This is a genomic window from Buttiauxella sp. BIGb0552 (assembly GCF_004366275.1).
GTDB lineage: Bacteria > Pseudomonadota > Gammaproteobacteria > Enterobacterales > Enterobacteriaceae > Buttiauxella > Buttiauxella gaviniae.
Map to the genome: position 1 here is coordinate 1 of NZ_SODY01000004.1, position 15,058 is coordinate 15,058.

Consider the following 15,058-nt stretch of genomic DNA (forward strand, 5'->3'; position numbering starts at 1 on the left):
CCCACCTGACCCCATGCCGAACTCAGAAGTGAAACGCCGTAGCGCCGATGGTAGTGTGGGGTCTCCCCATGCGAGAGTAGGGAACTGCCAGGCTCCAAATAAACAAACAAGCCTCATGCGAAAGCATGGGGCTTTTTTGTTTTATGCGATTTATGAAAATTCACCGACATGCAGATAAAAAGATTAGCTTGCTCACAATTCTTGACGTAACTACCTCAAAACAGACAACTCTGAATAGCATCTAAATAATCACCTGCTTTACTGAATCTTTGGGCTTTACGCTTATTCAGGAAGACAGGGGATTAAAAAATGACTGAAACAGCAACAACACATCAGGACAGCGGAACGCTTACAGGTTCAGATACACGTCGTCGTATTTGGGCAATTGTGGGAGCCTCATCGGGGAATCTGGTTGAATGGTTTGATTTCTATGTCTACTCATTCTGTTCACTCTACTTTGCACATATCTTCTTCCCTTCGGGCAATAGCACAACACAACTTCTACAAACTGCCGGGGTATTTGCCGCAGGTTTTTTAATGCGCCCGATTGGTGGTTGGCTGTTTGGTTATATTGCCGACAAGCACGGGCGTAAAAACTCGATGCTCATCTCTGTTTGCATGATGTGTTTTGGATCTCTGGTAATCGCCTGTTTGCCCGGTTATTCCTCGATTGGCACTTGGGCACCGGCACTTTTGTTGCTTGCTCGTTTATTTCAGGGGCTATCTGTTGGAGGGGAATACGGTACGAGTGCAACTTATATGAGTGAAGTTGCAGTAGAAGGGCGGAAAGGTTTTTATGCGTCTTTTCAATACGTAACACTCATTGGTGGGCAACTTTTAGCGCTACTCGTTGTGGTTGTACTTCAACAAGTTCTCAGTGATGGAGAGTTGCGTGAATGGGGATGGAGGATACCTTTCGCACTGGGCGCAGTACTTGCCGTTGTCGCCCTCTATTTACGCCGTTCATTAGATGAAACTTCAGATAAAGCGACCCGGGAACACAAAGATGCAGGGACTCTGGGTGGGCTTTGGAAAAACCGTAGAGCCTTTATTATGGTACTCGGGTTCACAGCCGGTGGGTCACTTAGCTTCTATACCTTCACAACTTACATGCAAAAGTACCTGGTCAATACTGCAGGGATGCATGCCAACACAGCCAGCGCATTAATGACCTTCGCATTGTTTATCTTTATGTTGGTGCAACCCTTCTTTGGTGCGTTGTCCGACAAAATAGGTCGTCGAAATTCGATGTTGTGCTTTGGTGGCCTGGCAACGGTGATGACTGTGCCAATTCTGACTGCTTTACAAAGCGTTAGCTCACCTTATGCCGCATTCGGTCTGGTCATTCTCGCGATGCTGATCGTCAGTTTTTACACTTCAATAAGTGGTATTTTGAAAGCCGAGATGTTCCCACCTGAGGTACGTGCATTAGGTGTTGGCCTTTCGTATGCGGTTGCAAATGCCTTGTTTGGCGGGTCGGCTGAATATGTTGCGCTCTCACTTAAATCCATCGGAATGGAGACTGCATTTTTCTGGTATGTCTCAGGAATGGGGGCGCTGGCGTTTCTGGTATCGCTATTGCTACACCGCAAAGGGAAGGGCATAAAACTTTAATATTTAGCAAATTGCCATATTGCATAGCCGGTGGCTGCACCGGCTACATCCCATGTGAAATCTTTCCAGCTCCATCCACTTCCAGCCGGGCGGCTATCCCATAATTCTTTCGTGGCCCCAAGACTTACCGAAAATAAGAAACCAAAATTCGCACTACGGGAGTCACTCCAGCCCTGATGCTGGCCATATTCGTTCCCTGCTGCGGATAAAATAGCCGATGCGATAAAGTGCTGTGCTTTATCCTGACCATGCCATTGGTCTTGTGCCATATGGCTGCAACCGCTAAGAAGGAATATTGAGGGGAGTAAAAAACGCAGCATTCATGATCCTCTGGCTACAAAAAAACCCTGCAAGCAGGGCTTTTCAGTATAGCGATGAATTACAGAATACGACTTATCAAACGGTCTATACGGATACGGCGTAAGCGGCGAATAAGCTTGCGCACTTTAACCGGATATTCCGCGATGCTCTGCAAATCACGATAATGTTGAACGACCGTGGTGTGAGTCCGAATCAAATCTAATTCATGGTCACGCTGCGCCGTAAGTTCTTGTTTTGGATCGTGAATCAGAATTGCATTCTCCAGATCCAGTCTCCACGCTCGCGGGTTGAGGTTATTACCGGTCAGCAGCATCCACTCATCATCGACCCACATGCCTTTCAGATGGTAACTGTTATCGTCATCTTTCCACAGGCGAACAATTAATTGCCCGCTGTTAACGTAGTATTGTAAGCGGCTCAGGAAGCGACGAAGGTTTATTTCATAGAGATAAGGTAAGGCACCGATAATTTTAAACGGTTGATCTTCCGGAATATAAAAATCATTCGCGGTTTTATCACCGACAATAATCTCGACCTGTTTCCCTTCGCGTAAGAGCGTAATAATGTTACGCACCAGCACCGCAGGAAGGTTGAAATAAGGCGTACAAATAACAAGTTTCTGCTCGGTACACGGCATCAAATGATAGATGGTTTTATTGAGCAGGCTAGCTTTACCCAGCCCGACTAATGGCGTAACGGCAAGCTGTTCGTTATCGGCATTACCCTGGAAATGAAAACTGGCATCTCGCAGTTCCTGGCGGAACAAACGAATATCATTTTTGATCTCTGGGCTTTTTGGCCTGTGTAGTTTATCCAGGCGATGTACCGCACGACCATGTACCAGATTTTCTTGCATCCAGTTATACATGATGTCGGAAAGCTGAGGGTTACAGATGACCTGATAGCGGTCATAACGATATTTATCATGCTGATGCAGATAGACGTCATTCACACTGGCACCGCTGTAAATCACGCAATCATCAACAATAAAACCTTTGAAATGCAGAACGCCTAATGCTTCGCGCGTGTTCACTGGCACGCCGTACACTGGAATATCTACGCCGGTATACTCCTCGGTCATACGATGATACCAGTCAGCATTGGTATTGGTCGCGGCGGCTCCGATGCGTCCTCGCTGCGCGCGATGCCAGTCCACCAGAACGGTTACTTCAATTTCCGGGCGTTGCTGTTTTGCCTGGTAGAGCGCGGTTAACACGGCTTTACCAGCATCATCTTGTTCAAGATACAATGCGACAATACAGATGCGGCGAGTTGCGCTCGCAATTTTTTGCAGCAGAACTTCACGGAAATCCGCTGGGGAGAAAAGGGTCTTTACATCATCAACTGACTGAGAAAGCTTCGGCAATTGGGCAAGGTGTTGTTGATGTTTATTACGTTTAAATTTAGACAACATCACAGTGCGTATCTTCTCTATTCATTGGATGGCCTTCTGCAAAATCCAGACGTCAGAACCTGCTGATAATACCACTACTGACCCGCAAAGTGAGTAAGTTTTCCAGTACCTTACTCACGAATCTATGCTTTTTATCAATGGAAGAGCCAGACTTACGATGCCATCTTCCAGTTGTATATCGACATCAAATCCGAGTTTTCTGGCCAAAGTGACCATGCCACGATTGTTCGGCATCGTAATGCCATTTAATCTTTGCAGCCCATGATCACTGGTATAGGCAATCAGTTTTTCCAGTAATCGCCGCCCCAATCCCAAACCCTTCAGGTCAGAACGAACCAGCACAGCAAATTCCGCATCGATATTGTCGGGATCAGAGATCGCGCGCGTGACGCCGATTATCTCACTCTCGCCATTTTTTTGGCGCACTGCGACGAATGCCATTTCTCGATCGTAGTCGATCTGGGTCATATTGGCTAAATCTTCATGGGTAAATTCGTTGATCTCACTGAAGTAGCGATAGTAGAGATCTTCTTTGGTAACCAGAGAAATAAACTGTTGAAGCAAGGGCTCATCTTCCGGAAGGATCGGGCGGAACAGGCATTGCTCGCCGTTCTTGAGAGTCACATTTTCTTCAAGTTGGTACGGATAGGGGCGGATCGCTAATCGTGTTTCTGCATCTCCGTCAAATTTACCGAGCTGCAAAGTCACATCTAGAAGAGTGAATTCATTACCGGAGGCTAAAAGCGGATGAATATCCAGACGCTGGATTTCCGGGCAATCCACAATCAGGTTTGAGACCTGCACCAGTACCTGGCTGATACCGGGCACATCTAACGGGCGTAATGCGCTGCGCCCACGTATTTTGCCGCTTTTGATCGCCTGAATAACCAAATAACGGGCAAGATTCATATTGAGTGGCGGTAAGGCCACCACGGCCTGCTGATCGGGGCGCCACTCGACGCCGCCTTCGCCCAGCATAATCAGAGGGCCAAAGACGGGATCATGCTCAACCACTATCCGCAGCTCCTGTGCTCCTGCCCGGTTAGCCATACTTTGGACCAACAACCCGTGGATACGTGCCTGTGGCCAGGTCATTTTCACTCGATCAATGATGGCATCAGCGGCTTGTTGAACCTCAGTGGCGGTTCTCAGGTACAACATGACACCCTGAACTTCAGATTTATGGGGAATATCAGGGGAGCGTAATTTCAGGGCGACCGGATAACCAATTTGTTCTGCAATATGCACAGCTTCCGCGCTATCACCGGCAATCCAGGTTGGCAGCGTGTTTAGCCCGTACGCTTGTAAAATAGGTCGCACTTCATGGGTATCGAGAGAGGTGGCTCCTTCGGTCAGTGCTTGTTGCAGGAGAGCATGAGCTTCACTGGCATTGGCTTTCAGATTGACAGGTAACGCTGGCGTTTCACGCAGCTGTTTCTGATTTCGACGATATTCCACCATATGCATAAATGCGGTTATCGCACCTTCAGGTGTGCGGTAAGTCGGGATACCCGCGTCACTGAACAATCGCCTGGCTTCCTGAGAGGAAAACTCGCCACACCAGTTGGTTATTAACGTGATGTATTTGCCGCGTGGATGTTTGTGGATTAAGTCGATTAACTCGGTGGCGCTTACCGTCCCAGGGGCTGCAGCACTCGGGGCATGGATGATCATCAGGGCATCATAATCCTGGCTATCAAGTAGCGTTTCAACCGCGTGCAGGTAGCGTTCCGGAGTGGCATCGTCGCGTAAATCTAACGGATTACCACTTTCAACACTGACAGGCAAAGCGCTCCTGAGCTTATCGAGTATTTCATCATTCAGTGTCGCCAGTTTGCCGTTGCGCAGCCATAGCTCATCCAATGCCAGGGCGGCGGGAGCTGCACCATTGCTGATAATCATTAAGCGTTCACCGCGTAATGGCCTCATATGGCTTAGCGTCTCTACCGCTGAGAACAGCTCATGAGTGTCCTGAACGCGCAATAGACCAGCACGTTGAATGGCGGCATCCCATGCGGCATCGAGTCCGATATGGGTTTTCAGTAGTTCTTGTGCTTTGGCACTGCGGCCGCTTTTAATCACCAGAATCGGTTTGTTACGCGAAGCACTTCGCGCCGCTGAAACAAAGCGACGAGCGTCGCTCAAATGTTCCAGGTAAAGCAAAATGGCGCTGGTTTTGGTGTCGCGAGCCAGGTAATCCAGTAGCTCATCAACATCAATATCGAGACTGTCACCGAGCGCGATAAACCATGAGAAGCCCATTTCACGTTGCTGAGCCCAGTCCAGAATAGTGTTCGAAACCGCCGCTGATTGCGAAATAAAGGCCAGTTTACCTTTTTGAATTGGGACGGGTGAGAAACTCGCATTCAGACCTTGCCATGGCGCAAGCAAGCCGAGGCTGTTTGGCCCCAGCAGACGCATTTGCCATTGGGTGGCGCAGGCTAATAATTCAGGGAGTTGCTCAGGTGGGGCAGAGAGAATAATGCAGGCTTTGCAGCCTTTTTCACCCAGAGCTTGTAGCAGTTCGAGATTACGTTTTGAGTTTGTGCAAATGACGGCAAGATCGGGCGGGAAAGGGAGACTTGCGATATCAGGCCAGGCAAGAACGCCGCAAACCGCTTTATGGCTGGGCGTTACAGGCATGACCGGGCCATTAAAACCTCCAGCCAGAAGATTGCGCATCATTAAGTAGCCTGCGCGATCGGTTTTCGCAGAAGCCCCGACAACAGCGATTGATTTGGGACGCAATAGCGCCTCCAGCCCACGTTGACTCATTGCTCTCTCCCCTGAGAATTAACTCAGTGAGTTTAAACGCTTTCTGGTTCTGCTGCTGTGATGCTGGACTGATGATGGGGTTTGCCTGCCAGATATCGCTCACGAAACAGCGTGAAATGTTCGGTTAGCCCAACAGCTGCGTGTTCATCGCCGGCCAGTGCGAGTAAAGCTGCTGCGACTTCTGCGGTGCAGTATTGCCCGTCAGCATGAACTTCACGAAGCCGATAAGCAGAGACAATACTCAAGTCCACTGAAATGACCGGAAGATTGTCCAGGTAAGGACTCTTGCGAAACATTTTACGCGCTTCAGTCCATGTGCCGTCGAGCATGATGAAAAGCGGTGGTTTGCCACTTTTGGGCGGCACGGTCAGCACTTCTCGCCCAACGCTTGCATAAGAAGCGGGGAATACGACCATCGGTTGGTAATCCGGGGAGCTGACTAAATCGAGCAGGGCCTGCGGTGGTTCGGTTCGTGACCACTGAAAAGCTTCGGTATCCGGCAAAATATCTGCAATGAGTCGCCCGGTATTGCTCGGCTTCATCGGTTCGGTGTCGAACATCACCAGGCAGAAACGGCTACGTGCGTTTTGTGGCTGTAGTGTTTCGCACAGGCATTGTTTTAGCGGCAGCAAGCAACGCTGACAACGGCGGATGCGGTTACCACGAGCAAGGAAAGGGCGGGTTGCACGCGCCAGGCGTTCGGCACGAAGACGTAAGACGGCGTTTTCAGTCATCAGATAAACAAGCTTAAAAACGCCATTCTAACGTAGATGAGGCATTCGGGCACAATAAACGTACCCGTGAAGTTAGATGTTTTCGTTCAACCAGCTATCAAACGGTGCTTTAGGCATCGCACCGTTTAGCATGTCGACCATTTCACCTTTTTTGAACACCATTATGGTTGGAATACTGCGGATACGGTAACGTGCGCTCAGTGCCGGCTCTGCTTCTGTATTCACTTTTACAAAACGCACTTTGCCGCTACGTTCTTCCGCCACATCTTCGAAGATTGGCGCGAAGTTCACGCATGGCCCACACCACGGCGCCCAGAAATCCACGACTACGGGTAAATCATCTTGCAGCAATTTATCCAGCGTTTCGCTGGTGGCATTAATCACTTCACCATCAAATAGTTCATGGCCACAACGGCCACATTTCGCACCGTCATCAATACGCTCATCGGGGATGCGATTAATCGCCTGGCAGGCGGCACAAACGGTATTCATAGCTAACCTCTAAAGGATACGTTGTCTGAAAACAGTCAACTCGTCAGTAATGTTTCTTATATGTTAAATATTATCAGCGATTAATAGAGTACCAGCCAAGTGATTTATTCGATGGATATAATAGTTATTGGCTTTCGACCAAAGTTAATGGCTAAGCCGTGCCACATCGGGTAATCTGCGCGCCACGCGCTCAGCCAGGTGGAGAGAAGAATGAACGACGAATTTAAAGGTAAAAGCGGCAAGGTCAAAGTGATGTATGTCCGCGGTGACGATGACAGCGAAAAACGCAGCCAAAACCCGCGCACAGGTAAAGGTGGTGGGCGTCCGGCGGCACCGTCACGTGGTGAGGGCCGTCGTGGTCCACGTCGCGATGATAAGCCTGGCGCCGGGCGTGATCGGAATCGTAGTGATGATCGTGACGATCGCGGTGATAACCCGTGGCGTACGGTTTCACGACCGCCAAGAGAAGAAGTAGTTGAAGCAGGCGAACAAATGGGTGCCAATGGCAGACCAATTGTTGACCCTGAAGTGATTCGCCGCCAGCGTGCGGAAGAAACTCGTGTTTACGGTGAAAATGCTTGCCAGGCGCTGTTCTTGAGCCGCCCTGATTGCATCGTACGCGCCTGGTTTGTCCAGAGCGTGACTCCGCGTTTCAAAGAAGCATTACGTTGGATGGCAGCAAACCGTAAAGCCTACCATGTGGTAGATGATGCTGAGTTAGTGAAAGCATCAGGTACTGAGCACCACGGTGGCGTTTGTTTCATCATTAAAAAGCGTCGTGGTATCACAGTTGATAGCTGGCTTTCTAAAGCTGGTGAAGAAGATTGTGTACTGGCGCTGGAAAACGTGGCTAACCCGCACAACCTCGGCGGCATTATGCGCAGCTGTGCACACTTCGGTGTGAAAGGTTTACTGGTAGAAGATGCGGCAATGCTGGAGTCTGGTGCTGCTGTTCGTACTGCTGAAGGCGGTGCGGAGCATGTTGAAGCCATCAGCGGCGAGACTTTCGAAGACGGTCTGGAGCAATTCCGTAAAGCCGGTTATGCGATTGTCACAACATCAAGCCACAAAGGAACTCCGCTTTTCAAAGCTGAGTTGCCGAAGAAAATGGTTCTGGTGTTAGGTCAGGAACGCGAAGGCGTTTCCGATGCAACCTTCGAAAATGCTGATATGAGCGTGGCGATTACCGGTACTGGTAATGTTGAAAGCCTGAACGTATCAGTAGCAACCGGTGTGTTGCTCTCGGAATGGTGGCGTCAAAACAAAGCGTGATGCTTTGTTAATGACTGCTTTAAAAAGCCAGCGAAAGCTGGCTTTTTTGTCTCTTTAATCTGGCAATACAGGCGTCCAGTTAATCGCTGGCTGGTTGCGCTCAGTCAGATACTCATTAGTTTTAGAGAAATGACCGCAGCCCATAAACCCACGATGTGCTGATAAAGGCGAAGGATGGGGAGCTTGTAAAACATGGTGGCGATTGCGATCGATAAAGCTACCTTTCTTTTGCGCGTGCGAACCCCATAGCAAAAAGACCACACCTTCACAGTGTTCGTTGATAAGCGCTATCACTTTATCCGTGAACGTCTCCCAACCTAATTTCGCATGTGAATGCGCATTGCCTGCTTCAACAGTCAGTACGGTATTGAGCAATAATACGCCCTGGCGCGCCCAGCTTTCCAGATAGCCGTGGTTTGGCCGCGTAAAATCAGCAATATCGGTCTGTAGCTCTTTATACATATTGGCTAATGATGGCGGCACTGCAACGCCGGGAAGCACAGAAAAGGCCAGCCCATGCGCCTGTCCTGGCCCATGGTAAGGGTCTTGACCAAGGATCACGACTTTCACATCACCCAGCTCAGTAAACCTGAATGCGTTGAACACATCTTTCTGCGGAGGATAAACCGTGACTCCAGCAGCACGCCGTTCAGTAACTGTCGCCAGTATGTTTGTGAAATAGGTCTGCTGCTTTTCTTGCGCCAGCACATCGTGCCATGTGAGGGGGGTTGTCATCTCGCTCTCCTGCGATTCGGAATGCCACTAGCTTAACCACTTCTTTCTTCTAAGCAAAATGGATGAACGGCGGATAAGCGTGAAACCTAAAAAAATTTGAAAATTTACATAATTTTTAATTTTCACTAGCTTAACTAAGTTGATGTAAAACAAATAAATGATATCATAGGCACATAGAAGGCATGGATTTAATTGATTTAAATCAAAGTTTGAAGCTGGTTTGGCTAGTATAAAGATCAGTAACGCAACAATGGTTTTACCAATGAGCCAGTTTATGGCCCGAAATAGAATCACAAAATTAGCCCTTAGGGAGAAATAAAATGATTACTGGTATCCAAATTACTAAAGCTGCAAATGATTCACTCCTGAACTCTATCTGGCTGCTGGACAGCGAGAAAGGCGAAGCGCGTTGTGTTTGTGCTAAAGCTGGTTTTGCAGAAGACGAAGTTGTAGAAGTGAGCAAATTGGGTGAAATCGAATATCGCGAAATCCCAGTTGAAGCAAAACCTGAAGTTCGTGTAGAAGGTGGTCAGCACCTGAACGTGAACGTTCTGCGTCGTGAGACTCTGGAAGACGCAGTTAAGCACCCAGAAAAATACCCGCAGCTGACCATTCGTGTATCTGGCTATGCAGTACGTTTCAACTCACTGACTGCAGAACAGCAGCGTGATGTTATTGCACGTACTTTTACTGCAAGCCTCTAATATCCTGCATCTCGAATTATTTCGGGTATACAGTATTTAAGATTTAAAAAGCCGGTGCTCATTGCACCGGCTTTTTTATGGCTTTGAGTCAGTAACTGTTATGAAACGGTTAAAATGCTAACTCAGAACGTAAAAAAACCGCCTCCATAGAGACGGTTTTTATGATCGCTGACGATTTATTCAGCTGAATCGGTTTTCGCACTGCTTGGTTTACGGCGCTTCCCGACATTCTTTTTATCGCGCAGACGAACTTTCACACGCGGTTTTTCTTTATCGTCTTTCTTCTTCTCTTCGCGCTTAGCGAGCACTTTCTTCGACGGCTTACCAGTGAGTTTCTCACTTGGTGCGCGGGTCGTTGGGCGCAGCTCTTCGATAATGCGCGCTTTCATTGGTTCTTTCATGTAACGCGTAACTTTGCCAAGCAGCAAATGGTCATGCGCTTCAACCAGGGAAATAGCGATACCTTTGAGGCCAGCACGGCCTGTACGCCCGATACGGTGCAGGTAAGTGTCAGCAGTACGCGGCATATCGAAGTTGAACACATGGCTTACTTCTGGAATATCGATACCACGAGCGGCAACATCGGTCGCAATCAACACGCTCACACGGCCATCAGTCAAACGCTTGATAGCTTCGGTACGCTTCATCTGCACCATTTCGCCTTCGAGGTAGCAGGTGTTAATACCCGCTTCACGAAGCCACGCAACCAGTTCATGCACACGGTCGCGTTTACGAACAAACACGATTGAACGTGTAGTGTCTGGTTGCTTAAGCAAATGCACCAGCATTGCCGTTTTATGCTCAACGTTGTCTGCGCGGTAGTACCACTGGTGGATTTTCTTGCGCTCGCGAGTTGAGGAGGTTGCAGAAACTTCTACCGGATCTTCTAACAAACGCTCTGCGAAGTTCTTGATCGCGTCGCCTTCAAGCGTTGCGGAGAACAACATGGTTTGTTTGCGCCAGCGTGTTTCAGCAGCAATGGTTTCGATATCCTGCGCAAAGCCCAGATCCAACATGCGATCGGCTTCATCAAGAATCAGTGTCTCTACCGCACGGCAATCAAAGTTTTCTTCTTTGATGTATTGCAGCAGACGACCCGTGGTTGCAACGACAATATCCTGATTTTCGCTGAACACTTCCGCGTGGTTCATATAAGCTACGCCACCGGTGATGGTTGCGATATCAAGATGTGTATGTTTTGCCAGTTCACGAGCGTGATCGGCCACTTGCATTGCCAGTTCACGCGTTGGCGTGACGATCAAAATACGTGGTGGGCCAGATTTCTTACGCGGGAAATCGACCAAATGCTGTAACACAGGCAGCAAATAAGCGGCTGTTTTACCGGTACCGGTTGGCGCGGAACCGAGGACATCACGCCCTTCAAGTGCAGGTGGAATGGCGGCAGCCTGAATAGCTGTCGGGCGGGTAAAGCCCTTGTCCTGGAGCGCGAGTAACAAACTCTCGTCAAGTTCCAGTTCGGAAAAAGTGGTTACAGTCATGGTCTTCCTCTATGTAGGGCGCCGATTATAGACGTTATGGCTGCGATCTTCATCTGTTTGTGTGGGTAACTGACGCTTTTCCTGGCAGCGAGTTTCCCCTATGCTACACCCGTTTCTCTATAGGGTAGCTAAGATGTGCAGTCAAAAAGCAGTATTGCGTCGTGATGGATTCACCTTTAAACAGTTCTTTGTCGCGCACGATCGATGCGCAATGAAAGTCGGTACAGATGGCACACTGCTTGGCGCTTGGGTGCCTGTGGCAAACGTGACTAGCGTATTGGACATCGGCACAGGTAGTGGTTTGTTGGCGCTGATGCTCGCGCAACGCACTCCTGATAATGTCACGATCGATGCTGTGGAACTTGATCCCGTTGCCGCTGAGCAAGCTGCGGAAAATGCCAAAGGTTGCCAGTGGGCCCCGCGCATAACAGTGCATTGTGCAGATATCCGCGAATGGGCTGAGCAGGCAACACAGCGGTATTCGCTGATTGTCAGTAATCCGCCATTCTTTGAACAGGGCAGCAATTGTGCATCGGCAGAACGTGCACAGGCGCGCTACACCACGACATTGGATCATAGCGCGTTGTTAAACAGCGCAACGCAGTTAATTACGGAAGACGGTTTTTTCTGTGTAATCATGCCTGAAACGGCGGGAACGGCGTTTACTGAACTGGCTAAAAAGCAGGGATGGCATGTTCGTTATCGTACCGACGTTGCTGATAACGAAACGCGCTTGCCGCATCGTGTCATGCTGGCGCTGTCACCGACAGACGGTGAATATTATACCGATCGATTAACGATTCGTGGGCCAGACCAGCAGTATTCAGAAGGCTACTGCAGCCTGACCCAGGATTTCTACTTATTTATGTAGAGCGGCGAGAGAATGCTTGGCCCGGCGTTTTCGGCTAAATCCGGGTAGTCCAGCGTGTAGTGCAGACCCCGGCTTTCTTTCCGCATCATGGCGCAGCGCACAATCAACTCTGCAACCTGCACCAGGTTGCGCAGTTCCAGCAAATTGTTCGAGACACGGAAGTTGGCGTAGTACTCGTCGATTTCTTGCTGCAACATGGTGATACGGCGCAATGCGCGTTCCAGGCGGCGCGTCGATCGCACAATACCGACGTAATCCCACATAAATAAACGCAGCTCATGCCAGTTATGCTGAATAACAACCTGCTCATCTGGGTTATCGACGCGGCTATCATCCCAGTCGGGTAATGACCTGGAAATGCGGGCGTATGGCATACGCTTGATAATATCCTCTGCCGCTGACCAGCCATAAACCAGGCATTCGAGCAGTGAATTTGATGCCATACGGTTTGCGCCATGCAGGCCGGTATAAGTCACTTCGCCGATAGCATAAAGCCCGTCAACATCAGTACGCCCATTCTCATCGACCATCACGCCACCGCAGGTGTAGTGCGCAGCAGGAACGACAGGTACCGGTTCTTTGGTGATATCGATACCCAGTCCCATCAGCTTTTCATAGATAGTCGGGAAATGGTGGCGCACAAACTCTTCCGGTTTGTGGCTGATATCCAGGTACATGCAATCTGCACCCAGGCGTTTCATTTCATGATCGATGGCGCGTGCCACGATATCTCGCGGCGCCAGTTCACCACGCTCGTCAAAATCAGGCATAAAGCGCGAGCCGTCCGGGCGCTTGAGATAGGCACCTTCACCGCGCAATGCTTCGGTCAGCAGGAAATTGCGCGCTTGCGGATGGAAGAGAGCGGTAGGGTGGAACTGATTAAATTCCAGGTTGGCGACACGGCAACCCGCACGCCAGGCCATGGCTATACCGTCGCCAGAAGAGATGTCCGGGTTTGTGGTGTACTGATAAACCTTTGATGCGCCACCGGTAGCTAAAACGACCGCTTTTGCACGGCAAGTTTCTACTTTTTCGCGGTTGCGGTTCCAAATCCAGGCACCGACAACGCGACGCGTGCCCGGCAGGCCAATTTTGTCCGAGACAATAAGATCGACTGCATTGCTACGTTCAATGACGCGAATATTAGGGTGGCTCAGTGCTTTGCCGACGAGTGTGGTTTCAACTTCTTTACCCGTTGCATCAGCGGCATGGAGAATTCGGCGATGGCTGTGTCCACCTTCGCGGGTCAAATGGTAACTTTCCGCACCATTTGCCTGAATTTCGGTATCAAACAATACACCCTGGTCGATTAACCATTGCACGCAATGGCGTGCATTGCTGGCGACAAACTCTACCGCATCCCGGTCGCAAATCCCGGCTCCGGCAATAAGCGTATCTTCAACATGTGAATCGATGCTGTCCGTTTCATCAAACACGGCGGCAATACCGCCCTGAGCATAGAATGTTGAGCCTTCATTGATTGGGCCCTTACTCAGAACAATAACTTTGCTGTTTTCGGCAAGCCGTAAAGCAAGAGAGAGGCCAGCAGCTCCGCTACCGACGATTAATACATCACAAGCTAGTTCGGAATTTGCGTTCATCGTGTTTAATTTACTAAACAAAGGTTGGGCCAGCATATCACCCGATGTGGGCTCTAACACGCTTTTTTTAATTCAGTGTTATATGAACTAAACAAAAGAGCTGAAGATCTCAGTTTCATCTGAATTATGTGCTGGATAAGCCATATTTGTTACAGGTCCGATGTTAGTGGCAGATTTTCTGATGAAAAATCATGATTCATGCGATACTCTGCAAGCAGTTTAGCGATCGCCTTTTAGGATAAAAAAGGTGTTACGGTTTGTGCCACGAAACTTATAATCAAGAAGAGATAATTCGTGGAACAGATCAGGAAAACAAAGGCGTAACGGAACTTTGCTCAAATCGAGCGCTCCAACCGTGAACTTGCTCAAATATGCAGAGTTCGGGTGGCTTTTCAATTACGCGTGGAAATAGGTTTGGGGAGACATTACCTCGGATGAGCGAGCAGTTAACGGATCAAGTCCTCGTCGAACGGGTCCAGAAGGGAGATCAGAAGTCATTCAATTTACTGGTAATTCGTTATCAGCATAAAGTGGCGAGTCTGGTTTCCCGCTATGTGCCTTCAGGAGATGTTCCTGATGTGGTGCAGGAGTCTTTCATTAAAGCTTATCGTGCGCTGGATTCATTCCGCGGCGATAGCGCGTTTTATACATGGTTGTACCGAATAGCGGTCAACACGGCAAAAAATTATCTGGTTGCTCAGGGACGTCGTCCTCCATCTAGCGATGTGGACGCAATTGATGCGGAAAACTACGAAAGTGGCAGCGCATTGAAAGAAATTTCGAACCCTGAGAACTTAATGTTGTCTGAAGAACTGAGACAAATAGTTTTCCGTACTATTGAGTCACTCCCGGAAGATTTACGCATGGCAATTACGTTGCGGGAGTTGGATGGTTTGAGCTATGAAGAAATAGCCGTCATCATGGATTGCCCAGTAGGGACTGTACGTTCTCGTATTTTCCGTGCACGGGAAGCTATTGATAATAAAGTTCAACCGCTTATCAGGCGTTGACGATAGCGGGTTACTG

General features: G+C 49.1%; 13 protein-coding genes and 1 rRNA gene. 6 read left to right on the forward strand and 8 right to left on the reverse strand.

Translation table 11 applies throughout. The features are described from left to right. Nucleotides 1-93: ribosomal RNA gene (gene rrf / locus EDF88_RS12140) — 5S ribosomal RNA — on the forward strand; the annotation flags it as partial. A gap of 216 nt (nucleotides 94-309) precedes the next feature. Continuing rightward, entirely contained in the window at nucleotides 310-1,614 is a 1,305-nt protein-coding gene (locus EDF88_RS12145) for an MFS transporter (protein WP_064513156.1), read from the forward strand. Here EDF88_RS12145 and EDF88_RS12150 read toward each other — a convergent pair. From EDF88_RS12150 to trxC, 5 genes are all read right to left on the reverse strand, one after another. Beyond that, on the reverse strand, nucleotides 1,611-1,934 hold the full coding sequence (locus EDF88_RS12150) for a YfiM family lipoprotein (RefSeq protein ID WP_134184886.1): 324 nt from the start codon (nucleotides 1,932-1,934) through the stop codon (nucleotides 1,611-1,613). The two genes, EDF88_RS12145 and EDF88_RS12150, sit on opposite strands and share 4 nt — an antisense overlap. A 59-nt stretch (nucleotides 1,935-1,993) precedes the next feature. Further along, nucleotides 1,994-3,349, reverse strand: a complete 1,356-nt coding sequence (pssA, locus tag EDF88_RS12155) for a CDP-diacylglycerol--serine O-phosphatidyltransferase (RefSeq protein WP_134184887.1) — start codon at nucleotides 3,347-3,349, stop codon at nucleotides 1,994-1,996. 114 nt (nucleotides 3,350-3,463) lie between these two features. Continuing rightward, a complete protein-coding gene (gene pat, locus EDF88_RS12160; protein ID WP_134184889.1) occupies nucleotides 3,464-6,124 on the reverse strand; it encodes a protein lysine acetyltransferase in 2,661 nt (886 codons plus the stop codon). A 32-nt stretch (nucleotides 6,125-6,156) separates the two neighbouring features. Then, entirely contained in the window at nucleotides 6,157-6,858 is a 702-nt protein-coding gene (locus EDF88_RS12165) for a tRNA-uridine aminocarboxypropyltransferase (RefSeq protein ID WP_064513148.1), read from the reverse strand. Between the two features lie 72 nt (nucleotides 6,859-6,930). Beyond that, nucleotides 6,931-7,350: a thioredoxin TrxC gene (gene trxC, locus EDF88_RS12170; protein ID WP_134184891.1), complete on the reverse strand. Its 420-nt coding sequence runs from the start codon at nucleotides 7,348-7,350 to the stop codon at nucleotides 6,931-6,933. A 210-nt stretch (nucleotides 7,351-7,560) separates the two neighbouring features. Here trxC and EDF88_RS12175 point away from each other — a divergent pair, with 210 nt between their 5' ends. Further along, nucleotides 7,561-8,622, forward strand: coding sequence for a tRNA/rRNA methyltransferase (locus tag EDF88_RS12175; RefSeq protein ID WP_064513145.1), 1,062 nt, complete (start codon nucleotides 7,561-7,563; stop codon nucleotides 8,620-8,622). Nucleotides 8,623-8,676: 54 nt separating this feature from the next. On the opposite strand, the gene ung is transcribed toward EDF88_RS12175, so the two are convergent. Further along, entirely contained in the window at nucleotides 8,677-9,357 is a 681-nt protein-coding gene (gene ung / locus EDF88_RS12180; protein ID WP_064513143.1) for a uracil-DNA glycosylase, read from the reverse strand. Between the two features lie 320 nt (nucleotides 9,358-9,677). Between ung and grcA the strand changes: the two genes are divergently transcribed. After that, a complete protein-coding gene (gene grcA, locus EDF88_RS12185) occupies nucleotides 9,678-10,061 on the forward strand; it encodes an autonomous glycyl radical cofactor GrcA (protein ID WP_064513139.1) in 384 nt (127 codons plus the stop codon). Nucleotides 10,062-10,237: 176 nt separating this feature from the next. Here the strand turns inward: grcA and srmB are convergent, their stop codons facing one another. After that, nucleotides 10,238-11,560: an ATP-dependent RNA helicase SrmB gene (gene srmB, locus EDF88_RS12190; RefSeq protein ID WP_064513137.1), complete on the reverse strand. Its 1,323-nt coding sequence runs from the start codon at nucleotides 11,558-11,560 to the stop codon at nucleotides 10,238-10,240. Nucleotides 11,561-11,693: 133 nt separating this feature from the next. Between srmB and EDF88_RS12195 the strand changes: the two genes are divergently transcribed. Further along, entirely contained in the window at nucleotides 11,694-12,431 is a 738-nt protein-coding gene (locus tag EDF88_RS12195; protein ID WP_064560373.1) for a tRNA1(Val) (adenine(37)-N6)-methyltransferase, read from the forward strand. Here EDF88_RS12195 and nadB read toward each other — a convergent pair. After that, nucleotides 12,416-14,032 (reverse strand): L-aspartate oxidase, encoded by a 1,617-nt coding sequence (gene nadB, locus EDF88_RS12200; RefSeq protein WP_134184893.1) that lies wholly within the window; start codon nucleotides 14,030-14,032, stop codon nucleotides 12,416-12,418. The genes EDF88_RS12195 and nadB overlap by 16 nt on opposite strands. 434 nt (nucleotides 14,033-14,466) lie before the next feature. On the opposite strand from nadB, the gene rpoE reads away from it, so the two are divergent. Next, nucleotides 14,467-15,042 carry an RNA polymerase sigma factor RpoE gene (gene rpoE / locus EDF88_RS12210; protein ID WP_034459318.1) on the forward strand — a complete coding sequence of 192 codons (576 nt, stop codon included), beginning with the start codon at nucleotides 14,467-14,469 and terminating at the stop codon, nucleotides 15,040-15,042. Nucleotides 15,043-15,058: the final 16 nt, after the last annotated feature.